Source organism: Streptomyces sp. NPDC103540 (genome assembly GCF_055584445.1).
Genome location: NZ_JBVJMA010000016.1, coordinates 33,383 through 55,741, shown reverse-complemented (window position 1 = coordinate 55,741; position 22,359 = coordinate 33,383). Strand labels below are relative to the sequence as shown.

Genomic DNA, 22,359 nt, shown 5'->3' with positions numbered 1-22,359 from the left:
GATGGAAACGGCACGGTTGGCCTCACTGATCGCGGCGACGATCACCATGGGCCTGGTCAGCGGTCTGTTCTACGGGTTCTCGGTGGCCGTGATGCCCGCCCTGCGCGGCGCGGGCGACCGGACGGTCGTCGAGGTGATGCAGCGCGTCAACGTCTCCATCCTCAACGGCTGGTTCCTGCTCGGCTACCTCGGCGCGCTCGTGTTCACCGGGCTCGCCGTCGGCCTGCACCTGGCGGACGGGGCGCGGGCGGCGCTGTGGCCGCTGGTCGGCGCGTTCGTCGCGTACGTCCTGGCGATGACGGTCACCGGTCTGGTGAACATCCCGCTCAACAACGCGCTGGCACAGGCCGGCCCGCCGGACCGGCTGGCCGACCCGGCGGCGGTCCGCCGCGCCTTCGAGGGGCCGTGGGTACGGGCGAACGTCTGGCGCACGCTGCTGTGCACGCTGGCGACGGGCCTGCTCGCCTGGGCCTCGGTCGTGACGGCGGCGTGAGGGCCGTACCGGTCGAGGCGCCTTCCGCGTAGGCGGGTCCGATCCCGGCGCCCGCCGACCGGGACGTCGCGCGCCCCCCTCTTGCACTTTGTTCAAGTCTTCCCTAACCTCACACTTGAACAAAGTGCAAGCCATCGGGGACCACGGAGGAGCAGCACCATGTCCGAGCAGACGCTGAACGGGTTCGTCCACGCCGCCGCCGAGGAGTTCGGCGTACCGGGCGCGGCCGTGGGGGTGTGGGTGGACGGGCGCGAGCTGTTCGCCTGCCACGGGGTGACGAGCCTGGAGAACCCGCTGCCGGTGGACCGGGACACGATGTTCCTGCTCGGTTCGGTCAGCAAGACGTACACGGCGACCGCCCTCATGCGGCTGGTCGCCGACGGGCGCGTCGAACTCGACGCGCCCGTACGCCGCTACGTGCCGGGGCTGGTCCTCGCGGACGGGGCCGCCGCGGAGCGGATCACCGTCCTGAACCTCCTGAACCACACCTCCGGCCTGGACTGGAACCTCGTCAACGACACCGGCGAGGGCGACGACGCCCTCGCCGCCTTCGTCGCGGAACTGGACGCCCTGGCGCTGATCGCCGAACCCGGCAGCCGGGCCTCGTACAGTCAGGCCGCCTTCAACCTGGCCGGGCGGATCCTGGAGAACGTCACCGGCCTCACCTACGAACGGGCCGTCGCCGCGCTCGTCCTGGAGCCCCTCGGGCTCGCGCACAGCCACTTCGACCCGGCGGTCGTGCTGACCCACCGCTTCGCCGTCGGCCACAACCCGGGCGAGGACGGCTCCCCCGCCGTCGCCCGGCAGTGGAAGGGCACCCGCGCCAACAACCCCGGCGGGGGCATCGCGGGTTCCATCGCCGACCAGCTGCGCTGGGCCCGGTTCCACCTCGGCGACGGCCGGACCGAGGACGGCGAACGCCTGCTGCCCGCCGAGGTGCTGCACGGGATGCGGCGGCCGACGGTGGAGCTGCGCGGCAGCAGCCTCGGGGACGGCTTCGGCATCTGCTGGTTCCTGCGCGAGGTGGACGGGGTGCGCACGATCGGGCACGGCGGCTCGGTCAACGGCCAGTTCGCCGAGCTGCTGATCGTGCCGGAGCGGGGCTTCGCCGTCGCCGTCGCCTCCAACGCGGGCCCGGACGCGGGGCTCCGCTTCAACCAGGCCGTCGTCCGCCGGGTGCTGGAGCACCACCTCGGCCTGGTCGACGCCGACCCCGAACCGTTGCCGTACGACGCGGCGCGGGCGCGGGAGGTCGCGGGGGACTACGCGATCGACGCGATGACGGTGACCATCGCCGCGGACGGGGAGGGGCTGACCCTGGCCGCCGCGATCAAGCCGGAGGTCCGCGCGGCCGCCGGGACGGAACTGCCCCCGGACTACGCCCCCGCCCCCATGGGCCTGCTGCCCGGGGACGGGGACGAGTACGTCGTGCTGGGCGGCGGCCTCTCGGGCCAGCGCGGCTTCTTCACCCGCGACGCCTGCGGCACCATCACCGGCGCCGACCTGGCGGGCCGCCTCTTCCCCCGCACCCGCCCGACGCCGTGACGCCCCCGGGCTCCCGGGCGGCGGCGGACGGGCCGCCGCCCGGGTGGGGGTGGGTCAGATGAGGCCCTGGGCGAGCATGGCGTCCGCGACCCGCTCGAAGCCGGCGATGTTGGCGCCCGTGACGTAGTCGCCCGGGACGCCGTGGCGTTCGGCCGTCTCGTACGCCGTGTCGTGGATGCGGCGCATGACCCCGGCGAGTTCCTCCTCGACCCGGGCGAAGGGCCAGGCCTCGCGGGAGGCGTTCTGGCTCATCTCCAGCGCGCTGGTCGCCACGCCGCCCGCGTTCGCGGCCTTCGCCGGGCCGAAGGCGACCCCGGCCTCGCGCAGGACCCGTACGGCGCCCGGTGTGGTGGGCATGTTGGCGCCCTCGGAGACGGCCTTGACGCCGGCCCGGACCAGGGTGATCGCGTCGGCCTCGGTCAGCTCGTTCTGCGTCGCGGAGGGCAGGGCCACGTCGGTCGGGACGTCCCAGACGCTGCCGCCGGTGACGTAGCGGGCGGAGCCGCCGCGCCGCTGGACGTACTCGCTGACCCGGCCGCGCTCCACCTCCTTGATCTGCTTCAGCAGGGCGAGGTCGAGGCCCTTCTCGTCGACGACGTAGCCGCCGGAGTCGGAGACGGTCAGCACGTGGGCGCCGAGGGCCTGCGCCTTCTCCACCGTGTACAGGGCGACGTTGCCCGAGCCGGAGACGGTGACCTGCTGGCCGGCGAGGTCCTCGCCGCGCTTCTTCAGCATCTCGGAGGTGAAGAGCACGTTGCCGTAGCCGGTGGCCTCGGTGCGGGCGTGCGAGCCGCCCCAGCCGGTGCCCTTGCCGGTGAGGACCCCGGCCTCCCAGCGGTTGGTGATGCGCCGGTACTGGCCGAAGAGGTAGCCGATCTCGCGACCGCCGACGCCGATGTCGCCCGCGGGGACGTCGGTGTGCTCGCCGAGGTGGCGGTGGAGTTCGGTCATGAAGGACTGGCAGAAGCGCATGACCTCCGCGTCGGACCGGCCGCGCGGGTCGAAGTCGCTGCCGCCCTTGCCGCCGCCGATGCCGAGCCCCGTCAGGGCGTTCTTGAAGATCTGCTCGAAGCCGAGGAACTTCACGATGCCGAGGTTGACCGTCGGGTGGAAGCGCAGGCCGCCCTTGTAGGGGCCGAGCGCGCTGTTGAACTCCACCCGGAAGCCGCGGTTGACGTGGACGACGCCCCGGTCGTCCGTCCACGGCACACGGAAGATGATCTGCCGTTCGGGTTCGGCGACGCGCTCCACCATCTTGGCCTCGCGCAGCTCGGGGCGGTCCGCGAAGACCGGGGCGAGCGTCTCGATGACCTCCCGCACGGCCTGGTGGAACTCGGGTTCGCCGGGGTTGCGACGCTGGATGTCCTCCTCCAGCGTGGCGAGCCAGGCGGCCGTGGCGGGGTCCGTGCGGGGTGTCGACGGCATCGTCGGCTACCTCTTCCTCTTCTGCTTCTGCTTCTGCGTCATGCGCCTGATGGTTCGGCTCGATCGGCGGCCCCCAGGGTGGGGAGGGCGCCGGCGCCGTCGGTACGCCCGTCGGTTCGGGTACCGAAGTGGAGGGGTGCGGGAGGTCGCCCGGCCCTGAGCGCATCGTAGGAGGCGAGGGCGGTCGCGAGACAGGGCGCCGGGACGCCGGCCCGCGCGGCGGCGGCCACCACCGTGCGCCAGGAACCCTGGGCCTCGCCGAGGACGCGGACGAGGTCCTCGTCCGCGAGGAGCCCGGCCGCGTCCCGGCCCGAGGCGCGCAGGATCACCGTGGAGGCGTACAGCGCCTGTTCCACCTGTACGGCGAACCGTGCCGCGTCCTCGGGGTGCAGTTCGGTGCGCGCCGGGCCGGGAAGGCGTCGGGCCACGGCGAGCGACTCGGCCGACAGGTACGGGACTCGGGTAGGGGCCTCGACGGTGGGGGGTAGGTCGAGGCGGCCGGCGTTCCAGGTACGGAAGGTGGCCTCGATCGCGGCGGGGTCGAGGCCGACGACGTCGCGCAGCAGGGCGTGGGCCTCGGCGACGAGCCGCGGGTCGGTGCCGTTCGGGGTGACGGTGGGGGTGCCGTCGGGGGCGGGCATTGCTCCGTCAACTCCTGGGCTCGGGGCTCGGGGAGGGCTCGGGTGGCTCGGGGAGGGGCTCTGTGAGGGGGGCGCGCGGGTCCGTGGGTTCGCCGTGCGACCGGGTCTCCGTGCGACCGGGTCGCCGTGCGGTCGGCCCCGTGCGGCCGGGTCGCCGTGCGGCGCGCGGCCCGGGACGTCCGGCTCCCCGGGGGTGGGAGCCGGACGCGGCGGGCGCGGCGGTGCGGGCGGTGCGGGTTCCGCGCGGCCATCGGAATCGTTCTAGGCCCCGCCCACCGTCGGGTCATCGCCCGCCCACCGTCCGGCGGACGGCCCGGGGGCGCTCAGGGCGGGGGTCGGGGCCGGGATGGTGATGGCGGTGACGATGAGGCCGTCGCGCACGAGCCAGCTGCCGTGGAAGGTGTCCAGTCGGACCCCTCCGACGACCGGTCCGGGGACCAGCAATCGGGCCCGGAAGGTGGACCAGGCGGGGTCGACGGTGATCTCGGCGTCCTCGAAGTCCAGCCACCGTCCGGTGAGCGGGTACCAGACCTTGTACACGCTCTCCTTGGCGCTGAACACGAGCCGTTCCCACTGGACGTCGGGCCGTCGGGCGGCGAGCGAGGGCAGCCAGGCGCGTTCCGCCTCCACGGTGACGAGCTCCGCGACGCCGGCGCTGCGCAGGGGCCGGTTGGGTTCGGCGTCGATGCCGATCGCCGCGGCCCGGTCGGCGGGGGCCACGACGGCGGCACGGTAGCCCTCGCAGTGCGTCATGGCGCCGACGAATCCGGCGGGCCAGCGGGGCGCTCCCTTCGGGTCACGCAGGATCGGCGCGGGTTCTGCGCCCAGTTTCCCGAGTGCCTCGTGCGCGCAGCGGCGTACGGTGGCGAACTCCCCGCGCCGGCCCGCCTGGGCTCCTTCGACCAGGAGCGCCTCCTCGGGAAAGAGGTCCGCGAGGGCGCCGGGTTCGTCTCCGAAGGTCTCGACGGCGACGGTGCCGGGTTCCAGCAGTTCCTCGATCACGTTCCCTCCGCCAGGATCCGTACGGCGCCGGCCGGGGCGGCGGCGCGCTGCTTCCACTCCCGCGGGTAGCCGAGGGAGACCTCGTGGTGCGGGATCCCGTCCTGCCGGATCAGGCGGGGGATGTGCAGGTGTCCGTAGACGACGGCCGCGGCGCGGAAGCGCACGGGCCAGTCCTCGGTGGCCTCGGTGCCGCACCACAGGGCGAATTCCGGGAACCGCAGGATCCGGGTGGGTTCGCGGACGAGGGGATAGTGGTTGACGAGGACGGTCGGCAGGTGGTCGGGGATCTCGGCGAGCCGTGCGGCGGTGTGTTCGACGCGTGCCCGGGACCAGGCCTGGCGGCTGGGGTAGGGGTCGGGGTGGAGGTAGAACTCGTCGGTGCACACGACGCCGGCCCGGTCGGCGATCTCCATCGCCTCCTGGTGGGTGCGGGCTCCGGCGGGCCGGAAGCTGTAGTCGTAGAGGAGGAAGAGGGGGGCCACGACGACGGGGCCGCCGACTCCCTCCCACACCGGGTAGGGGTCCTCGGGGGTGGTGACGCCGAGCTTCCGGCAGATTTCGACGAAGTGCAGGTAGCGGGCCTCGCCGCGCAGTTGGACGGGGTCGTCGGGGGTGGTCCACAGTTCGTGGTTGCCCGGTGCCCAGACCACCTTGGCGAAGCGGTCGCGCAGCCGGCCGAGGGTCCACTCGAAGTCCTCGGCGGACTCGCTGACGTCACCGGCGAGCAGCAGCCAGTCCTCTTCCGTCTCGGGCCGCAGGCCGTCGACGATCTTCTTGTTCTCGTCGTGGCGGACGTGCAGGTCGCTGATGGCCAGCAGCCTGCCGGAACCTGTCGGCATCAGGCCGCCCCCAGTGCGTCGACGCGGCCCCGGCGCAGGGCGGCGCGGACGACCGCGGCGACCTGGGGAACGCTCTGGTCGAGGTAGAAGTGTCCGCCGGGCATGATCCGCAGGTCGCTCTCGGCGGTGGTGTGCACCCGCCAGGCGGCGGCGTCCTCGACGGGGACGACGGGGTCGCGGTCGCCGACGAGCACGGTGAAGGGGACGTCCAGGGTCCGGCCGGGCCGCCAGGCGTAGGAGCCTATGGCCTTGTAGTCGGCGCGCAGCGGCGGCATCACCATCTCCAGCAGGTCGGGGTCGTCGAAGACCTTGCCGACCGTGCCGCCGAGCCTGCGGATCATGGCGATCACCTTCTCGTCGGTGTCGAGCCGGTCGCTGGCGCTGCCCAGCGGGGTCGGCGCGAACCGTCCGGAGAGGAAGAGGCGTTCGGGGGCGGGCAGTTCGCGTCGGGCCAGCTCGCGGGCGAGTTCGTAGGCGAGGACGGCGCCCATGCTGTGCCCGAAGAAAGCGTACGGGCGTCGGTCTCCGGGGTGGGTGGTGACTCCGTCGAGTTCGGGGGCGAGTTCGTCGGCGAGCGCGGTGACGAGCCGGTCGATGTCGTCCACCGCGGGTTCCATGCGGCGGTCCTGACGTCCGGGGTACTGGACGGACACCACGTCGAACTCGGGGGTCAGCTCCTGGGACAGCGCCAGGAAGGCGCTGGCCGCGCCGCCCGCGTGGGGGAAGCAGATCAGACGGGTGTCGCTGTCGGGTGCCGGACCGAACCTCCGAAACCAGTCACTGGCCATGTGTCTTCTCTCCTTCAGCGTCTTGTCGACTCGGTTTCCAGGGTCCGTCGAGCCGCTGGACCGGCGGTCGAGGGGTACCGGACGGCAAGTCCAGGCGGCTTGGTCCGGTTGTCGGGGCGCGGTGCGGGAGCGGTACGGCGGTGGTGTGGGGACGGTCCGGTCGTGGTGCGGTCCTGATCAGGGCGGGGTGCGGTTTCGCTCCGGGCGCGGTGCGCCGGCGGTCCAGGGACGGTGGGGGGCGAGGGGGAGGCGGCTGTGGGCGCGCGCGAGCGGGCGGTGGGCGGGGGGTTACCGCGCCGTGAGACGGCCTGGCCAGACTTCATCCGTTTCTCGCCACTCCCCCGACGCTTTTTCCCCTCGCTCCCTTCCGCCCTTGGAGGCGCCTGTCATGTCCACTCCAGACTTGTCCACTCCAGACACTGAGGCCCGGAGACTGACCAGAGGTCAGATCGTCGGCCTCGCCGTGGCCAGCATGATCCCCGCGGTCGGCCTCGCCGCGGTGCCGGCCCTGATGTTCGTCTCGGCCGGGAACGGCAGCTGGCTCGCGGCCCTGCTGTCGGCCGCCGTCACCACCTTCGTCGGCCTGTCGGTCATCACCTTCGCCCGGCGCCACGTCGCGGGCGGCTCGCTCTACTCCTACCTCTCGCTCGTCTTCGGCCCCTGGGCCCGCCTGCTGGCCGCGGCCGCCCTGCTGCTCGGCTACGCCGCGATGATCGCCGGCATCACCATGGTCATCGGCGTCTACGTCGGCAGCTTCCTGCTGTCCCAGGGGTACGCGGGCGGCCTGGAGCTGCCCGTACAGCTCGCCGTGTACGCCGTCGCCCTGCTGATCGCGGTGTTCTTCGCCCGGCGCGGGGTGGACGTGTCGGTGCGCGCCGCCGTGGTGCTGATGGCGGTCGCGATCCCCGTGGTCGCCGTCGTCGTGGTGGCGAGCGCGGGCACAACGGGCCTGCACCTCGGTGAGCAGCTGTCCTTCGAGGGCGGCTTCTCCTTCAGCGGCGTCTTCCAGGGCATGGCGGCCGGGGCCACCTTCCTGATGGGCTTCGAGAGCTGCGCGGCCCTCGCGCAGGAGACCAAGGACCCCAAGCGGGACGTGCCCTTCGCGGTGCTGGGCATCCCGGTGCTGCTCGGCGTGGTCTACCTGCTCGCCACGATCCTCCAGGTGCCCGGCCTGTTCGCCTCGGCGGACAGTCTGGCCCAGGGCATGTCGCCGGCGGCGGCGCTGGCGTTGAACGCCGGTCTGGGCGAGACGTTCGCGAGCGCCACCGACCTGGTGCTGGCCGTCGCGACCTTCGCCGGGCTCATCGGCTTCGTCAACTTCGGCGCCCGCTTCGTGGCCACCCTCTCCGACGACGGCCTGCTGCCGCGCCGGGTCGGACGCCCGGACCCGAAGCACGGTTCGCCCGCGACCGCCGTGGTCACCCTGTCGGTGATCGGCTTCCTGGTGCTCGCCGTCGCGGTGATCGCCTACCCGGAGTCGCTGCTGTCGGTGTACTCGGCGCTGGCGACCCTGATCGTCTACCTGTGGGTGTTCCCCTACGTGCTGATCTGCGCGGCCCACGTGACGCTGCTGGTCCGCGAGCGGGCGCGGCGCCCGCTGTCGTACCTGGCGGCGGTGCTCGGCGCGGCGGCGATGGCCTGGGTCTACCTCAACGGGTGGATCAACCCGCCCGCGGCTCCCGTGGACTCCATGTCCTGGGTGGCGCTGGCCCTGATCGCCGTGACCCTGGTGGCCCTGACGCTCGGTCGGCGTTCCGCCGCCGGCGCCGGCCGCGCGCCGGCCGCCGTACGGCCCGAGGCGGCCGAGGCGGCCGAGGCGGCCGAGGCGGCCGAGGCGGGCGCGCAGGGCGTACCTGCGCCCCGGGCGGCGAGCGACGCGGACCGCGTCCGCGCCTGAGCCCCGGCCCGAGCGCCTGCCGGGGCCGTCGAGGACGGGCCCCGGTCCCACCGCCGTGAGCGGGGGAACCGGGGCCCGGTCGCCGTGCGGGGTGCGGTGCGCGGATCAGGCCGAGTTGCGCCAGGTCGGCTGCGCGCCCGCGGCCCAGGAGGTCGCCGCGCGGCGGCGGGCCGACGAGGGGGTCCAGCGGGCCGCGGCCCGCGCCTGCTCCTCCTCCGCCGCCCGGACCGCCTCGGCGGTGCGGGCCGCGAGGACGGCCGAGAGGACCACCGCGAGGGCGGCCACCTCGTGCGCGTCGGGCGAGCCGCTGGTGATGCGCCAGGCCGGTGCGGAGAGGATCTCCGACGTGGCCCGCTCGTCGGTGTCGCGCGCTGCGCCGCCGACCGCTCGGAGTGCCGTTGCCATCGGGTTTCTCCCTCTCTACTGGGGCTGGTTGCCGTGCTTGCGGCTCGGCAGGGGGGCGTGCTTGCCGCGCAGGACCTCCAGGGCGCCGATCAGCGCCGAGCGGGTCTCCGCCGGGTCGATGACGTCGTCGACGAGGCCGCGCTCGGCCGCGTAGTACGGGTGCATCAGCTCGTCGCGGTACTCGTCGATGCGCGCCGCGCGGGTGGCCTCGGGGTCGTCGGAGGCGGCGATCTCGCGCCGGAAGACGACGTTGGCCGCGCCCTCGGCGCCCATGACCGCGATCTCGTTGATCGGCCAGGCGAGGGCGATGTCGGTGCCGATGGAGCGGGAGTCCATGACGATGTAGGCGCCGCCGTACGCCTTGCGCAGGACCAGCGAGATCCGCGGGACGGTGGCGTTGCAGTAGGCGTAGAGCAGCTTGGCGCCGTGCCGGATCACACCGTTGTGCTCCTGGTCGACGCCGGGCAGGAAGCCGGGCACGTCGACCAGGCTGACCAGCGGGATGTTGAAGGCGTCGCACATCTGCACGAAGCGGGCGGCCTTCTCGGAGGACTCGATGTCGAGGACACCGGCCATGTTCTGCGGCTGGTTGGCGACGATGCCGACGACCTGGCCGCCGAGTCGGGTCAGCGCGCAGATGATGTTCGGCGCCCAGCGCTCGTGGACCTCGAAGAACTCCCCGTGGTCGGAGATCTCCTCGATGACCTTGTGCATGTCGTACGCCCGGTTGGGGTCGGCCGGCACCAGGTCCAGCAGCGACTCCGTACGGCGGTCGTGCGGGTCGTCGGCGGCCTCGGCCGGCGGCAGCTCCCGGTTGTTGGAGGGCAGGTACGACAGCAGGTGGCGGACCTCCTCCAGGCAGTGCTCCTCGTCGTCGTACGCGAAGTGCGCGACGCCGGAGACGGAGGCGTGCACGTCGGCGCCGCCGAGGCCGTCCTGGGTGATCTGCTCGCCGGTGACGGCGGCGACCACGTCGGGGCCGGTGATGAACATCTGCGAGGTGTCGCGGACCATGAACACGAAGTCCGTGAGGGCCGGGGAGTAGGCCGCGCCGCCCGCGCAGGGGCCCATGATCACGCTGATCTGCGGGATCACGCCCGAGTTGCGGACGTTGCGCTGGAAGATGCCGCCGTAGCCGGCCAGCGCGGTGACGCCCTCCTGGATGCGCGCGCCCGCGCCGTCGCAGAGGCCGACGATGGGGGCGCCGGCCTTCTCGGCGAGGTCCATCAGCTTGTGGATCTTCTGGGCGTGCGCCTCGCCGAGGGCGCCGCCGAAGATGCGGAAGTCGTGGGCGTAGGCGAACACCGGGCGGCCGTTGACCTGGCCCCAGCCGGTGACGACGCCGTCGCTGTGCGGCTTCTTGTCCTCCAGGCCGAAGCCCGTGGCGCGGTGCCGGCGGAAGGCCTCGACCTCGGTGAAGGTGCCCTTGTCGAAGAGCAGCTCGATGCGCTCGCGGACGGTGAGCTTGCCCTTCTTCTTCTGCGCCTCGGTCGCCCGCTCGCTGGGACCGGCCTCGACCGCCTCGCGCAGCTCGGAGAGTTCCGCCACCCTCGACGCCATGGTCGCGGCCGCCGGAGGTCCGAGCGGCGCTTCCTCGACGATGCTCATGCTTGTCCTTTCGAAGAGAACTTCCCCCGTCGCGCACGTCAACGCGGCAGACGCAGCACATCCTGGCCAGTCCGGATACAGGTCCCCTCGAACCGCTCTGGAGGAGGGGACCCGCTCCAGGACCGCTCAGGCCCCCGGGAAGTCCTTCGTCGGGCGGACGAGCGCTCAGGCGCGCCAGGCTCCGGCGGCCGCCGCGTCCTTGACGAAGTCCGCGAAGTCGCGGGCGTCACGGCCCAGGGCGCGCCGGACCCCGTCGCTGACCTTGGCCTCGCCGCCGCCGGCGACCGGGTTCAGGGCCGCCGCCCACAGGGTCGCGTCGGGGGCGGAGACCCCCTGGGCGACGAGTTCGGCCACGAACTCCTCGACGGTCAGGGCCGAGTAGACGGCCTTGCGGCCGCCGGCGGCCGCGATGAGGGAGAGCGCCTCGTCGAGCGCGACGGGGCGGGGCCCCGACAGCTCGTAGATCTGCCCGTCGTGGCCGTCCTCGGTCAGCGCGGCGACCGCGACGGCCGCGATGTCCTCGACGTCGATCCAGGTGGCGACGCCGTCGCCCGCGGGCAGCCGCAGCTCGCCGGCGAGGACGCCCTCGTTGAAGAAGCCCTCGTCGAAGTTCTGGGCGAACCAGCCCGGGCGCAGGATGGTCCAGGCGAGGCCGGACTCGCGGACGGCGGCCTCGCCGGCGAGGAAGGCGTCGCTGGTGGAGGGGTCCTCGCCGTAGTAGCCGGGGGTGTCGACGCCGCGCGCCGAGAGCAGCACGAGGCGGCGCACGCCGGCGCGCGCCGCGTGCTCGGTCAGTTCCCGGGTGCGGGGGGCGGTGTCGTTCTGGACGATGTAGACGCCGGAGACGCCCTCCAGGGCGGGGCCCCAGGTGGTCTCGTCGAGCCAGTCGAACCGGGTTTCTCCCTTTCGGGACGCGGACCTGACCGGAATTCCACGCTCCGTGAGTTGGCGCACGACCCGGCGGCCGGTCTTTCCGGTGCCGCCGATAACAAGTACGGGATTCTCGTTCATGTGGCTGATGGTAGATCAGGGAATTGCCGCCAAATACCCGACGATGAGCGTCCGATGACCATCCGGTGGGGCCCCGCGGGCACCATCGCACTTGCGACCCCACTCCGCAGCGGCCGCGTCTGACATAAAGAATCGGGAGCTACCTGAATGACTGCCCTCACGAACAAGACTGCTCTGGTCACCGGTGGCAGCCGGGGCATCGGCCGCGCCATCGCCCAGCGGCTCGGCAAGGAGGGCGCCCTCGTCGCCCTGACGTACTCCAGCGACGAGGCCGCCGCCAAGGAGACCGTCGCCTCGATCGAGGCCGCGGGCGGCCGCGCCTTCGCCTTCCGCTCCGCCCTGGGCGTCGCGGGCGACGCCGACGCCCTGTGGGAGGCCTTCGACGCGGAGATCGGCAAGCACTCCGACACCGCGGGCCTGGACATCCTGGTCAACAACGCCGGCATCGCGGGCCCGGGTCTGATCCACGAGGTCACCGAGGCCGACTACGACAAGGTCTTCGCGATCAACGCCAAGGCTCCCTTCTTCATCATCCAGAAGGGCCTGGAGCGCCTGCGCGACGGCGGCCGCATCATCAACATCTCGTCCGGCGTCACCAAGGTCGCCTTCCCCGGCATGACCTCCTACGCCGCGAGCAAGGGTGCCGTCGAGGTGCTCACCCTGACCCTCGCCCAGACCCTGGGTTCGCGTCAGATCACGGTCAACGCCGTTTCCCCCGGCACCATCGAGACCGACATCCACCCGTGGATGGCCGACCCGGCCGCCAAGGCGCACGCCGCCGGCTTCTCGGTCTTCAACCGCGTCGGTCAGCCGGCCGACGTCGCCGACGTCGTGTCCTTCCTGGCCTCGGACGACTCCCGCTGGGTCACCGGCCAGAACATCGACGTCTCCGGCGGCTCCGGCCTCGGCATCTGACGCGGGGTCCGTCGTCCGCGCACGGTCGGCTCCCCGGGCCGCCGTCTCTCCCCCGCACCGGGGGAGGCGGCGGCCTTCGTCGTGCCCGCGGGGCGTGCCCCCGGACGCCGGTCCGGACACGGGTCGCGGGGTACCGGACGCGGGAAGGCCCCCGGCCCGAGGGGATCGCCCTCGGGCCGGGGGCCCGTCACCGCCGACCGATCGGGAACCGTCAGGTGTTCCGGATCGACAGGGTGTGCCGGAAGATGTTCTTCGGGTCCCACTTGTCCTTGGCGGCCTGGAGGCGGCAGTAGCCGTCCTTGAAGTACAGGTGCTCCCAGCCGACGCCCGAGGTGTTGAGCGCCGGGTCGGCGAGGTCCGCGTCGGCGTAGTTGATGAACGCGCCGTCGTTGACGCCGCCCGGACGCGGGACGCCGCCGGTGCCGGCGTACACGTCGCGGTAGAACTCGCGGATCCACGCGAGGTTGGCCGCGTCCTCCTGGGGGGTGGCCCAGAGGTTGACGAACAGCATCTTGATGACGGAGTCGCGCTGCGCGGTGGCGGTGGCCGAGGAGGCGGGCAGGTTCGCCGCGCCGCCGTACCCGGCGATCTCCACGAGGGCCGCGGAGTTGTTGTAGTCGGTGCGCGTGAGGTGCTTCCAGAACGCCTTGATCTGGTGGTCCGGCATGGCCCGGCGCAGGTAGGCGGACTTGGCCTTGAAGCGGCCCTTGCCCTCGAAGCCGGAGCCGCCGAGGCCCGGCCAGTGCAGGACGTTGTACAGCCAGTCCACGCGCTGGCGGGTGTCGACGCGGTAGGTCAGACCCGTGCCGGCGACGATGGCGGCGAGGTAGTTGTCCAGGAGCGCGTCCGCGTTGGGCAGGGCGGTGTCGATCTGCGAGCTCATCAGGAACTCGCCGGCCAGCTTGTGCCGCGGCTTGATGGCGCTGAACAGCTTCGCGTACGGCGAGGTGGCGGAGGCGTTGTTCTCGTGCCAGGCCGTGAAGTTGCGCAGCAGGCGGGTGAAGGCGGCCTCGGTCATGCCGTTCCAGGAGAAGGCGACCTCGGAGACGATCAGCTCGCGCGGGGCCTTCGGCAGGAGGGTGGCCGGGTCGTTGCCCGTGGCGCCCGGGGTGCGGAACCACCAGCGGGTGACGATGCCGTAGCTGCCGCCGCCGGCGCCGGTGTGCGCCCACCACAGTTCGCGGTTGGGGTCGTTGGCCTCGCGGGTGGCGACGATCTTGCGGGCCACGCCGCCGGCGTCGACGTGCACGATCTCGATGGCGTACAGGTGGTCGACGGTGACGCCGTGCGAGCGGGCCAGCGGGCCGTAGCCACCACCGGGTATGTGGCCGCCGACCGAGACGGTCGGGCAGGTGCCGCCGGGGATCGTGACGCCCCAGTTGTTGTAGAGGGTCTCGTAGACGCTGCCGAGCTGGGCGCCGGCGTCGACGGCGATCGCCCGGCGGGCCGAGTCGTGCGAGATTCCGGTCATGGCCGAAATGTCGATGAGGACGCGGATGTTGGCGTTGCTCGTGAAGTCCTCGTAGCAGTGGCCACCGCTGCGGACGGTGAACCGCAGTCCCTTGTCGAGGGTCTCCTGCACGGCCTGGAGGACCTGGTCCGCCGTGCTCGCCACGAGCACGTAGTTCGGCGTGCCGACCCAGCGCCCGTTGGCGCCGGCCACCAGGGCCGCGTAGCGCGGGTCGGACGGCAGGACCGTGACCAGCTGCGACGAGGCGATGGCGGCGGCGGCCGTCGGCTCCGCGGCGAACGCCTCACCCGCCCAGCCGCCCAGGGCGGGCAGGGCGAGAGCCGCACCGCCGGCGGCCGCAGTGTTTCTCATGAACACGCGGCGGGAAACTCCGGTCATTCCGTGTACCTCCACGAGGAATTGGTTCTCGAGTGCGGAACTCGACATCACGCCGCACACCTGCTGGAGGCGGGGTGGAATCAATGGCCGTGAGTCCCTGTGAAACCACAAATTATCGGCCAGATTCCATCGTCGAGTAATCCTTGACCAATTCCGGTTGTGAAGGCGGTTCGAGACGGGACGGAGCGGCTCGAAAAGCGTCTCAGAGGGCCCGGAACGCGGTCGGGCCCGGCGGCCGGGCCGGCCCGCCTCCCGCGGGTGCGCACGGCCGGCCGGCCCGGGACCCGCAGGTCCGGACGGGTACGGCGGGTGCGGGCGGGCCGGGCGGGCCGGTCGGGCCTGGGCCCGGCCGGTTCAGACGGCCCAGACCCCGGCCAGCGCGGTTCCCGCGAGCCGCTCGTGCGCCGCGGTCTGTCCCAGTGCCTCGCGCGTGGCGTCGCAGAGCTGGATCTCGCCGGCGGGGGACAGTTCCAGCAGGCACTGGCAGGTGTCCAGGAGCGCGCCGTTGACGGTCGGCGCGGCGGTGGGGTCGTCCGGCCGGAAGCGCACGAGCGCGTTCCCGGTGGCGACGGCGGCGTGCAGGGTGAGGCCCTGCCAGGGGGTGGGGTTGAGGCCGGCGTCCGTCGCGGGGTCGGTGAGCCGGTCGCGGATGGCGGCCGCCGCGCGCACGGCCCGTTCGGCCGTGCCCTCCTCGCCGCCGGCCCGGAACAGTCCGAGCGAGACGGCCCCGATCGAGGTGACCGCGTCCCCGCCGAAGCGTTCGATGCGCTGGCGCGCGATGGCGTTGACGCTCTCGAACATCTCGTCCAGGAAGTCGGGGGCGGCGCCCGCGAGGTCCGGGGTGATCCGGGTCTGGACGAGGAGCACGCTGATGCGCTGGCGCTCGGTGACCACCGGTCGGGGAGCGGGCTGCCGGCGGACCGGCGCCCCCCTGGGCTGCGTCGGGCGGTCGGCCGGCAGCATGCCGCGGGGGTGGGTCGGGACGGCCGCCAGCATGCGCCGCCGGTCCTCCGGGCGTTCCTCGCGCGGGTCCTCGTAGCGCTCGACGGGGTGGGGCGCCGGGCGTTCGACCCCGTACGGGTCCGGGACGCGTTCGCCGTGGCGCTCCGGGTGGAGGGCGGTGGCGTCGACGCCGGTCGGCGCGGCGGCGGACGGGACCGGCAGCCGGGTCGCCGCGTGGGCGGTCGCGCCCTGGGCCACGATCGCGTCCTCGCGCCGGCGCACCTGGCCGCCCGGTACGCCGACGGGTGCCGGACCGCCGAGGATGACCGCGGCGGGGGCGAGGTTGAGGGCGGGGTCGTGGGCGAGGATCGCCTGCTGGAGCCTGCGCAGCTCGTGGCCCGGCTCCAGGCCGAGGTCCTCGACGAGGGTGGCGCGGATGCGGTTGTAGACGCTGAGCGCGTCGGCCTGCCGGCCGCAGCGGTACAGGGCGAGCATCAGCTGGCCGGAGGAACGCTCGCGCAGCGGTTCGGCCTCGACCGTGGTCTCCAGCTCGCCGAGGACGGCGTAGTGCTGGCCGCAGCGCAGCTTCGCCTCGAAGTAGTCCTCCAGGACGTCGAGCCGGGTGTTCTGCACGGCCGTCAGCTCGGGCCACATCGTGCCGGTTTCCACCAGGTCCGACAGGACCGGTCCCCGCCACAGTTCCAGGGCCTCGCAGAAGAGGTTCGCCGCCTCGTGCGGGGCGCCGGCGGCGAGGCGGGCCCGGCCCTGGCGCACGCGCTGACGGAAGAGGTGCAGGTCGACGTGGTCGGGATCGACGCGGATCATGTACCCCGGCGCGCGGGTGACGAGTTCGGCGGGTGCCCCGTCGCCGCCGGGCGCGCACTGGTTCAGCATGCCGCGCAGTCCCCACACCGCGTTCTGGAGGATCTTGCGGGCCGTCACGGGTGCGTTGTCCGCGCTCCACAGCGCGGTCAGCAACTGGCTCGTGGGGACGACCTGGTTGGCCTGTAAGAGCAGGTATCCCAGCGTGGCACGCGGCTTGGTTCCACCGAGCGGTACGGGCTGGTCAGCGGACATCACTTCCAACGGACCCAACATCCGAAAGCGCATAACTCCCCCGGTCCTGCGAGCTGATACGTCATGCTCACTCGTTCAGGAGATTACAAACCAACACTCCGGTTTGTCAAAAGTGTTGTTCGGTACGCTTCTCCACCGCAAGGCCGGTCGAACTTCGAGCGGAGCGCCGGTTTCTGAAAAACCAAAGGCCAGAGGGCCCGGGATGGGGGATTCCCGGGCCCTCTGGCGGTGCTGCGACCAGGGGGGAGGTCGCATCACTGTGGGGTGGCTCACACGCTGGATCGGGGTTTCGTGGCCGAAAAAAGACCTTGAGGGCCCCTCAAACAGCACAAGCGGTTTGGTTTAGGTGTACCCCGCACCCGTCACGCGACCGGCGCGAGGCTCGCCCCGTCCGTGTCGCGGATGATCACGCAGACGTCGCGCAGGGCCGCCTCCAGCCGGTCGATCTCCTCGTCCGTGAGGTAGACGGACGGTTCGAAGCGCAGCGTGTTGACCGCGCTGGAGGTCGGGAACGTGCGGATGCGGTGCGCCCGCAGGATGTGTCCCGAGACGAAGTACCCGAAGAACCCGCTCTGCGCGACGCCCCGCAGGATCTCGGCGTCGGCACCCGACTGGTCGTGGAACTCCAGGCCCAGCATCAGGCCCCGGCCGCGCACCTCCTTGACCGTGTCGGGGAAGTCGTCGCGCACCGAGCGGAGCATCGACAGGAGCTTCTCGCCGCGCTCGGCCGCGCGGCGGTAGACCTCGCCGTCGCCGCGCTCCATGATCTCCAGCACCTTGAGGGCGATGAAGCAGGAGAAGCTGTCCTTGGCGAAGGTCGAGCTGTGCGCGAGCTCGAACTGCCCGTGGTAGAGCGGCTTGCGCACGAGCATGACCGCGGCCTTGGCGATGCCGCCGCCCAGGCTCTTGGCCAGGGTGTAGTAGTCGCCGCGCAGACCGAGCTGCGTGGCGGCCAGGAAGGTGCCGGTCCGGCCCATGCCGGTCTGCACCTCGTCGATGACGACGGGGATCGAGGCCTCGGCGCAGACCTCCTGGATCTCGCGCGCGAACTCCGGGGTCAGCTCGTGGATGCCGCCCTCGCCGAGGACCGGCTCCAGGACGAAGGCCACGAACAGCGGGAAGTCCCGCTCGACGACCTGGACCTGACCGCCCTCGACGACCAGGTCGAGCAGCTGCGCCCGCTCCTCGTCGATGATCTTGCGCAGGGCGCCCGGCTGGTCGCGGGGGACGAAGCGGGACTGCGCGGCGAGGGCCTTGAAGGGCAGCCGGTAGCCCTCGTTGTGGGTGAGCTGCACGCTGCCGGCGAGCTTGCCGTGGAAGCCGCCCTCGGGGACCAGGAAGACCGGCTGACGCGCGGCCTGGGCCTCGTTGCGGGCGACGACCTCGGTGACGAGGTCCTCGATGGTGGAGGCGACGCCGGGCGCGACGGTGGCCTCGCCGGCGGTGACGCGGGTGAGGACCTCCTCCACGTTGGCGGCGATCTCCTCGGTGAGGGCCGCCAGGCGCAGGCCGCGGTCGAGCTCGGCGTGCTTCATGGCGGCCTCGACGGCCTCGGCGCCGCTGTTGGCGAAGATGGCGTAGTACTGCTCGTCGTCCCCGCGCTCGCGCTGGAGGATCCGGTTGAGGACCTCGGCGACGTCGTTGGCGTAGGGGTGGCGGGAGAACTGCGCGTGGACGGGCGTCTGCGCGTCCAGCAGCTCCTTGGCGTAGGCGTTGATCTCGGGGTTGTTGTGCCCGAGCATCAGGGAGCCGTAGCCGCCGACGTAGTCGAGTACGGGGATCTCCTCGCCGTTCTCGCCGCGGCGGTAGAGGGTGTTGCCCTCGCCGCGCACGTAGTCGGCGTCGAGACCGCCGGAGGCCAGGACGCCCAGCAGGAACGGCTCGGCGAACTCGGCGTTGGCCGTGGTGGATTCGGTCGTCATGTCAGTCCGTTCAGGCGCTGGTGGTGGACTCTTCGCGGGCGGCCGGGGCCGGGGCCTCGGCCGGGGCCTCCTCCGCCGGGGCCTCGGCGGCACCGATCGCGGGGATGTGGCGCAGCAGGGACAGCACGATGACGGCGGTCACGGCGGCGAGGCCGGCGCTGACCCAGGCCGTCGCCTGGAACCCGGCGGTGAAGGCGTCGCGGGCGACGCTCACCAGCTGGGCGCCGAGGTCGGCCGGGAGCGAGGCGGCGGCGTCGGTGGCGCCGCCGACCGTGTCGCGGGCGGCCTCGGCGGCCTCGGCGGGCAGGCCCGCCGGGACGTTCTCGTCGACGTGGCCGCGGTAGACGGCGACGGCGATGGATCCCGTCACGGCGATGCCGAGCGCGAGGCCGAGGTCGTAGGCGGTCTGACCGGTGGCGGCGGCGCCGCCGGCCTTCTCCGGCGGCGCGGCGCCGGCGGCCAGCGAGGTGCCCAGGACGCTGATGGGGGCGACGCCGAACATGATGATGGCGAGGCCGATCGCGGCGGGCAGGATGCCGTCCTCGTTGTGCTCGGCGATCCCGGTCAGCCAGAAGCCGATCAGGGTGACGACGAGGCCCGCGGTGATGACGTAGGCGGGACGGATCCGCTTGGCGAACACCGGGGTGAGCTGCGAGCCCAGGATCAGGCCGGCGGCTCCGGGCAGCAGCCACAGACCGGCGGCGAGCGGGCTGAGCCCACCGGCGACCAGCAGGAACTGCGGGACGAGGTACTCGACGCCGTTGAGCGCCATCATGCCGAACAGCAGGGTCAGCAGGGCGCCGGTGAAGGCGCGGGTCTTGAACAGCCGCATGTCGAGCAGCGGGGTGTCCAGGGAGTTCTGGCGGCGCACGAACGCGACCGTGAAGGCCGCGCCGATGAGCAGGGCGGCGACGTTGACCACGCTGAAGCCGCTCTCGGCGAACTTCTTGACGGCGTAGACGATCGGCAGGATCGCGGCCAGGAAGAGCACCACGCTGGCCAGGTCGATCCGGCCGGCGCCCGGGTCCTTGTACTCGGGCAGCAGCACCGGCGCGAGGATCAGCGGCACCAGCATGACCGGGACGCCCATCAGGAAGACGGAGCCCCACCACCACTGGTCGAGCAGCACACCGCCGATGACGGGGCCGATGGCGATGCCGACGGACAGGGCCGTGACCCAGGTGGCGATGGCGGTCGCCCGCTGACGGGCGTCCTTGAACATGTGGATGATCAGCGAGAGCGTCGACGGGAGCACCGCCGCGCCGGCCACACCCAGCAGGGCGCGCGCGAAGATGAGCATCTCCGGGCTGGTGGAGTACGCGGCGAGCAGCGAGGCGACGATCACGCCGACGGAGCCCAGGATCAGGAGCTTGCGGCGCCCGATCCGGTCCCCGAGGGTTCCCATGACGACCAGGAAGCCGCAGGTGAGGAACCCGTAGATGTCCGTGGTCCACAGCAGCTGGGAGCTGGTGGGCCGCAGGTCGGCCGTGACGTACGGGGTGGCCAGCCACAGCACGCCGAGGTCGGCCGTCATCAGAGTCACCGGCAGCAGCAGGACGAGGAGTCCGAACCACTCCCGCGGCCCGGCCCGCAACTCCACCGCGGGGGCGGCGGTGTTCGAAGACATGGTTATCCCTTCATCAATGTTCTTTTCTGGAGTCGCTAGGGGGCCGTGCGAACCCGCCGGATGATCTCCGCGGCGACCGTGTCGGGGTCCTGCTGCGGCTGCCAGTGGGAGGTCTTCTCCAGGGTCACCAGCCGGTAGGGGCCGGTGACGTGGTCGGCGGTCTTCTCGACGGCCAGTTCGCTCACGGCCGTGTCGGTACGGCTGTAGACGAACGTCGTCGGGACGGTGACCGGGCCGAAGCCGAGGTCGTCGCCGAGCAGGTTGTTGGCCCGGTACCAGTTGAGGGCGGCGTCGAGCACGCCCGGCGCGCGGTGCGTGGTGACGTACCGCTCGATCTGGGCGTCGGTCAGGACGCCCTCGCCGGCCTGGGTGAACCAGGCGTACAGCTGAGCGCCCCCGTCGGCGAGGAAGTGCGCGGCGGCGCCCTCGGAGACGAGGAACTCCACGTACTGGGAGCTGTGCTGCTGCTCCTCGTCCACGCGGTAGGCGTGCTGGTACGCGTCGAGGTGCGGGATGGCCAGGGCGGTCAGCGTGCGCACCCGGTCGGGGTGGTGGGCCGCCAGGTACCAGGCCACCGCGGCGCCCCAGTCGTGGCCGACGACGTGGGCGGAGGTGATGCCCAGGGCGTCGAGGACGCCGAGCGCGTCGGCCGCGAGGTGTTCGAGGCGGTACGCCTCCACCTCGGCCGGGCGGGCGCCGTCGGAGTAGCCGCGCTGGTCGGGGGCGATCGTGCGCAGTCCTTCGGCGTGCAGCAGCGGGGCGGTCTCCGTCCAGGACTCCTTGTTGTGCGGGAATCCGTGCAGGAGCAGGACGGGGTCTCCGTCGGCCGGTCCGCCCACCTCGACGTCGAAGGTGAGGTCGCCCAGGGTGATCGCGGTCATGGTCACGCCTGCGTCGACGCCGCGGCGATGGCGGCCTCGATCTCGGGGTCGTGCAGGACGGCCGGGGAGTCGACGAGGCCGATGACGCGGGAGTAGGCGCGGGCGACGGCGGCGTCGCGCGAGGCGGCCTCCTGGACCTGCGCGATGAACGCGTGGGCCTGCTGGACCTCCTCGGTGCGCTCGCCCTCGACCTCGGGGAAGCTGAGGTCGGCGCCGACGGCCATCTCCCAGCAACCGTCGACCGCGTCGGCGGCGAGGTCCTTGAAGTAGGCGATCGGGTCGGGGCGCCGCGACTCGGCCGTGTGGCGGCGCAGGACGAGGGAGCCGAGGGCGGAGACGGTCATGCCCTGGGCGTAGCTCGGGTTGAAGGAGCAGACGGCGTCGCCGATGACGAGCAGACCGGTCGGGAAGTCCGTCAGGCGCTGGTAGTGGCGGCGCAGGTTGGTCGGGAACTTGTAGGCGACCGGCTCGTCGAGCGGCTCGGAGGCCTGGAGGACCTCGTAGATGTCGGGGGCCGCGAGCGACTTGATGAAGTCGAGGAAGCCCTCGGGGGTGGTGGCCGGGTGGTCGCCGAGGATGCCGTAGGCGGTGACGATGGAGCGGCCGCCGTCGATCTTCTGGCAGATCGCGCCGCGCGGTATGCCGGCGGAGGCGACGGTGTTGATGGAGATGTTGCCCTCGAAGGCCTCGTCCGGGACCCGGTAGTAGCGGGTGGTGTAGCCGAGGCCGATCTTGTGCTTCTCCTCCTCGACGGCGGCGAAGCCGAACTCCTGGAGCCACACGGAGGTGCGCGAGCCGCGGCCCGTGGCGTCGACGACGAGGTCGGCGGCCAGGGTCTCCTCGGTGCCGTCCTGGCGGCGGACGACGACCCCGGTGACCTCGCGGCGGTCCTCGGTGGTGGTCAGGCGCAGGATGTCGGACTGCTCCAGGAAGGAGACCTGGGGGAGGGCGAGCACCCGGTTGCGGATGTGGCGCTCCAGGAAGGGGCGGCTGGAGGTGAGGGCGAAGAGGCCCGACTCGACCTTCTGGAGCCGCTTTCCGTTGATGATCCAGCGGACGTCGTCGGCCACGTCGCCGAGCTGGGCGCCGGCGGCCTTCATCTCCTCGGTGAGGCCCGGGAAGTACTCTTCGGCGATCTGCTGGCCGCGGGCGAGGAGGCCGTGCAGGTGGTGGCCCTGGGGAAGGCCGCGGCGCAGGTCGTTGGGACCGGTCAGCTCGTCGCGGTCGACGACGACGACCTCGGCGAAGTTCTCGGAGAGGGCGCGGGCCGAGAAGAGGCCGGCGATGCTCCCGCCGAGGACGACCGCGCGACCTCCGGTCACGTTTCCGGCGGATCCGGGGGTGACCCCTTGGGAAGATGCAGCACTCACAGCGATCAGCTCTCCTTGAATTCGCATATCACTACAGCCCACCTCGAGCCCGCGGAATCCAAATGCGGGACACCTCCCGACATTTGCTTCGCGTAAGCCCGCACCGAAGGTATCCGCAGGCG

The 22,359-nt window shown here is 72.4% G+C and carries 18 protein-coding genes; 4 read left to right on the top strand and 14 right to left on the bottom strand.

Annotated features, from left to right (window positions below):
- Nucleotide 1 precedes the first annotated feature (1 nt).
- Both ACZ6ZI_RS31750 and ACZ6ZI_RS31745 read left to right on the top strand, forming a co-directional pair.
- Nucleotides 2-493: an anthrone oxygenase family protein gene (locus ACZ6ZI_RS31750; protein WP_469526617.1), complete on the top strand. Its 492-nt coding sequence runs from the start codon at nucleotides 2-4 to the stop codon at nucleotides 491-493.
- A gap of 159 nt (nucleotides 494-652) precedes the next feature.
- A complete protein-coding gene (locus ACZ6ZI_RS31745; RefSeq protein ID WP_469526614.1) occupies nucleotides 653-2,038 on the top strand; it encodes a serine hydrolase domain-containing protein in 1,386 nt (461 codons plus the stop codon).
- Between the two features lie 54 nt (nucleotides 2,039-2,092).
- On the opposite strand, the gene gdhA is transcribed toward ACZ6ZI_RS31745, so the two are convergent.
- The 5 genes from gdhA to ACZ6ZI_RS31720 all read right to left on the bottom strand — a co-directional run bounded on the left by gdhA (nucleotide 2,093) and on the right by ACZ6ZI_RS31720 (nucleotide 6,733).
- Nucleotides 2,093-3,463 carry an NADP-specific glutamate dehydrogenase gene (gdhA, locus tag ACZ6ZI_RS31740; protein WP_469526610.1) on the bottom strand — a complete coding sequence of 457 codons (1,371 nt, stop codon included), beginning with the start codon at nucleotides 3,461-3,463 and terminating at the stop codon, nucleotides 2,093-2,095.
- Nucleotides 3,464-3,501: 38 nt separating this feature from the next.
- On the bottom strand, nucleotides 3,502-4,104 hold the full coding sequence (locus tag ACZ6ZI_RS31735; RefSeq protein ID WP_469526608.1) for an NADP(+)-dependent, decarboxylating phosphogluconate dehydrogenase: 603 nt from the start codon (nucleotides 4,102-4,104) through the stop codon (nucleotides 3,502-3,504).
- 261 nt (nucleotides 4,105-4,365) lie between these two features.
- Nucleotides 4,366-5,106, bottom strand: coding sequence for a 4'-phosphopantetheinyl transferase family protein (locus ACZ6ZI_RS31730; RefSeq protein WP_469526606.1), 741 nt, complete (start codon nucleotides 5,104-5,106; stop codon nucleotides 4,366-4,368).
- Nucleotides 5,103-5,945, bottom strand: a complete 843-nt coding sequence (locus ACZ6ZI_RS31725; protein WP_469526604.1) for a metallophosphoesterase family protein — start codon at nucleotides 5,943-5,945, stop codon at nucleotides 5,103-5,105. Before ACZ6ZI_RS31725 ends, ACZ6ZI_RS31730 begins: the two co-directional genes overlap by 4 nt.
- Complete coding sequence (locus ACZ6ZI_RS31720) at nucleotides 5,945-6,733, bottom strand: thioesterase II family protein (RefSeq protein ID WP_363056457.1); 789 nt, start codon at nucleotides 6,731-6,733, stop codon at nucleotides 5,945-5,947. Before ACZ6ZI_RS31720 ends, ACZ6ZI_RS31725 begins: the two co-directional genes overlap by 1 nt.
- A 463-nt stretch (nucleotides 6,734-7,196) precedes the next feature.
- On the opposite strand from ACZ6ZI_RS31720, the gene ACZ6ZI_RS31715 reads away from it, so the two are divergent.
- The gene (locus ACZ6ZI_RS31715; RefSeq protein ID WP_469526603.1) at nucleotides 7,197-8,630 is read left to right on the top strand and encodes an APC family permease; all 1,434 of its coding nucleotides are present in this window, start codon (nucleotides 7,197-7,199) and stop codon (nucleotides 8,628-8,630) included.
- A 105-nt stretch (nucleotides 8,631-8,735) separates the two neighbouring features.
- On the opposite strand, the gene ACZ6ZI_RS31710 is transcribed toward ACZ6ZI_RS31715, so the two are convergent.
- The 3 genes from ACZ6ZI_RS31710 to ACZ6ZI_RS31700 all read right to left on the bottom strand — a co-directional run bounded on the left by ACZ6ZI_RS31710 (nucleotide 8,736) and on the right by ACZ6ZI_RS31700 (nucleotide 11,654).
- Complete coding sequence (locus ACZ6ZI_RS31710; RefSeq protein ID WP_469526601.1) at nucleotides 8,736-9,035, bottom strand: hypothetical protein; 300 nt, start codon at nucleotides 9,033-9,035, stop codon at nucleotides 8,736-8,738.
- Between the two features lie 15 nt (nucleotides 9,036-9,050).
- Nucleotides 9,051-10,643 carry an acyl-CoA carboxylase subunit beta gene (locus ACZ6ZI_RS31705; protein WP_363056463.1) on the bottom strand — a complete coding sequence of 531 codons (1,593 nt, stop codon included), beginning with the start codon at nucleotides 10,641-10,643 and terminating at the stop codon, nucleotides 9,051-9,053.
- 165 nt (nucleotides 10,644-10,808) lie between these two features.
- Entirely contained in the window at nucleotides 10,809-11,654 is an 846-nt protein-coding gene (locus ACZ6ZI_RS31700; RefSeq protein ID WP_469526598.1) for an NAD(P)H-binding protein, read from the bottom strand.
- 147 nt (nucleotides 11,655-11,801) lie between these two features.
- Between ACZ6ZI_RS31700 and ACZ6ZI_RS31695 the strand changes: the two genes are divergently transcribed.
- The gene (locus ACZ6ZI_RS31695; RefSeq protein WP_363056467.1) at nucleotides 11,802-12,569 is read left to right on the top strand and encodes an SDR family oxidoreductase; all 768 of its coding nucleotides are present in this window, start codon (nucleotides 11,802-11,804) and stop codon (nucleotides 12,567-12,569) included.
- Nucleotides 12,570-12,780: 211 nt separating this feature from the next.
- Here the strand turns inward: ACZ6ZI_RS31695 and ACZ6ZI_RS31690 are convergent, their stop codons facing one another.
- The 6 genes from ACZ6ZI_RS31690 to ACZ6ZI_RS31665 form a co-directional block, all read right to left on the bottom strand.
- Nucleotides 12,781-14,418, bottom strand: a complete 1,638-nt coding sequence (locus tag ACZ6ZI_RS31690; RefSeq protein WP_469526596.1) for an FAD-binding oxidoreductase — start codon at nucleotides 14,416-14,418, stop codon at nucleotides 12,781-12,783.
- A 354-nt stretch (nucleotides 14,419-14,772) separates the two neighbouring features.
- Nucleotides 14,773-16,437, bottom strand: coding sequence for an AfsR/SARP family transcriptional regulator (locus ACZ6ZI_RS31685; RefSeq protein ID WP_469526594.1), 1,665 nt, complete (start codon nucleotides 16,435-16,437; stop codon nucleotides 14,773-14,775).
- Between the two features lie 362 nt (nucleotides 16,438-16,799).
- Nucleotides 16,800-18,359, bottom strand: coding sequence for an aspartate aminotransferase family protein (locus tag ACZ6ZI_RS31680; protein WP_469526592.1), 1,560 nt, complete (start codon nucleotides 18,357-18,359; stop codon nucleotides 16,800-16,802).
- A 10-nt stretch (nucleotides 18,360-18,369) separates the two neighbouring features.
- The gene (locus ACZ6ZI_RS31675; RefSeq protein ID WP_469526589.1) at nucleotides 18,370-19,986 is read right to left on the bottom strand and encodes an MFS transporter; all 1,617 of its coding nucleotides are present in this window, start codon (nucleotides 19,984-19,986) and stop codon (nucleotides 18,370-18,372) included.
- A 35-nt stretch (nucleotides 19,987-20,021) separates the two neighbouring features.
- Nucleotides 20,022-20,867 carry an alpha/beta fold hydrolase gene (locus ACZ6ZI_RS31670; RefSeq protein WP_363056476.1) on the bottom strand — a complete coding sequence of 282 codons (846 nt, stop codon included), beginning with the start codon at nucleotides 20,865-20,867 and terminating at the stop codon, nucleotides 20,022-20,024.
- A 2-nt stretch (nucleotides 20,868-20,869) separates the two neighbouring features.
- A complete protein-coding gene (locus ACZ6ZI_RS31665; protein WP_469526587.1) occupies nucleotides 20,870-22,237 on the bottom strand; it encodes an FAD-dependent oxidoreductase in 1,368 nt (455 codons plus the stop codon).
- Nucleotides 22,238-22,359: the final 122 nt, after the last annotated feature.

Excerpts from the sequence above, each read along its gene's own strand:
- ACZ6ZI_RS31750 (WP_469526617.1), top strand. The coding sequence starts at position 2 with ATGGAAACGGCACGGTTGGCCTCACTGATCGCGGCGACGATCACCATG.
- ACZ6ZI_RS31745 (WP_469526614.1), top strand. The coding sequence starts at position 653 with ATGTCCGAGCAGACGCTGAACGGGTTCGTCCACGCCGCCGCCGAGGAG.
- gdhA (WP_469526610.1), bottom strand. The coding sequence starts at position 3,463 with ATGCCGTCGACACCCCGCACGGACCCCGCCACGGCCGCCTGGCTCGCC.
- ACZ6ZI_RS31735 (WP_469526608.1), bottom strand. The coding sequence starts at position 4,104 with ATGCCCGCCCCCGACGGCACCCCCACCGTCACCCCGAACGGCACCGAC.
- ACZ6ZI_RS31725 (WP_469526604.1), bottom strand. The coding sequence starts at position 5,945 with ATGCCGACAGGTTCCGGCAGGCTGCTGGCCATCAGCGACCTGCACGTC.
- ACZ6ZI_RS31720 (WP_363056457.1), bottom strand. The coding sequence starts at position 6,733 with ATGGCCAGTGACTGGTTTCGGAGGTTCGGTCCGGCACCCGACAGCGAC.
- ACZ6ZI_RS31710 (WP_469526601.1), bottom strand. The coding sequence starts at position 9,035 with ATGGCAACGGCACTCCGAGCGGTCGGCGGCGCAGCGCGCGACACCGAC.
- ACZ6ZI_RS31705 (WP_363056463.1), bottom strand. The coding sequence starts at position 10,643 with ATGAGCATCGTCGAGGAAGCGCCGCTCGGACCTCCGGCGGCCGCGACC.
- ACZ6ZI_RS31700 (WP_469526598.1), bottom strand. The coding sequence starts at position 11,654 with ATGAACGAGAATCCCGTACTTGTTATCGGCGGCACCGGAAAGACCGGC.
- ACZ6ZI_RS31695 (WP_363056467.1), top strand. The coding sequence starts at position 11,802 with ATGACTGCCCTCACGAACAAGACTGCTCTGGTCACCGGTGGCAGCCGG.
- ACZ6ZI_RS31690 (WP_469526596.1), bottom strand. The coding sequence starts at position 14,418 with ATGACCGGAGTTTCCCGCCGCGTGTTCATGAGAAACACTGCGGCCGCC.
- ACZ6ZI_RS31685 (WP_469526594.1), bottom strand. The coding sequence starts at position 16,437 with ATGTCCGCTGACCAGCCCGTACCGCTCGGTGGAACCAAGCCGCGTGCC.
- ACZ6ZI_RS31680 (WP_469526592.1), bottom strand. The coding sequence starts at position 18,359 with ATGACGACCGAATCCACCACGGCCAACGCCGAGTTCGCCGAGCCGTTC.
- ACZ6ZI_RS31675 (WP_469526589.1), bottom strand. The coding sequence starts at position 19,986 with ATGTCTTCGAACACCGCCGCCCCCGCGGTGGAGTTGCGGGCCGGGCCG.
- ACZ6ZI_RS31670 (WP_363056476.1), bottom strand. The coding sequence starts at position 20,867 with ATGACCGCGATCACCCTGGGCGACCTCACCTTCGACGTCGAGGTGGGC.